At 66.2% G+C, this 553-nt stretch carries 1 protein-coding gene; it reads right to left on the bottom strand.

The window, feature by feature from the left end; translation table 11 throughout:
- On the bottom strand, positions 1–290 hold a 290-nt coding region (locus TN53_RS41965), incomplete at its 3' end, for a hypothetical protein (RefSeq protein ID WP_046264162.1).
- Positions 291–553: the final 263 nt, after the last annotated feature.

Genomic DNA, 553 nt, shown 5'->3' with positions numbered 1-553 from the left:
GCTTTCCGGATCAGGTCTTCCCAGGTGTGTACTTGCCCGAGGTCGACCCTCGCCTCCGTCTGCCAGGCCAGGGCGGTCTGCTTCGGGTCGAGAACTGTGGCCAGGGCGTATGACTTGCCGATGCCAGCTTCACCGAGCAGAACAGCCGATCGGGCGCGGGCCTGCGTCACCGTCACGAGGGAGGAAGTCTCGCGGGTCAGCCGGGTCCATGCGGTCGGCCCCTGCAGGAAGCCGTCGGAGTCGAGAGGCAGAGCCTCACCGAGGGGAACGCAGAATCGCTCCAGATGCACGCGATGCTCCTTCGGAAGAACACTCGAACCTACCGCAGCGTCTGCTGAGATGGGATGTCCGCTGTGTCCGACAGGCATTGCCAGGTTGTACCCGTTTCGGCGGCCTGAACGGATGTAAGGGAGATGGACCAGGTGGCGACCACCAAGCACGGCACCGTGCCCGTCACCGCCGGGCAGGTCGCCTCCATCGGAGCCCTGCCCGCCGTCTCGACCACGTTCGCCTGCACGCATTGCAGTGTCCGTGCGGCGGCGAAGCCCACCGT

The organism is Streptomyces sp. WM6386, from assembly GCF_000972385.1.
Classification (GTDB): domain Bacteria; phylum Actinomycetota; class Actinomycetes; order Streptomycetales; family Streptomycetaceae; genus Streptomyces.
This window is presented reverse-complemented; position numbering and strand designations above follow the sequence as displayed.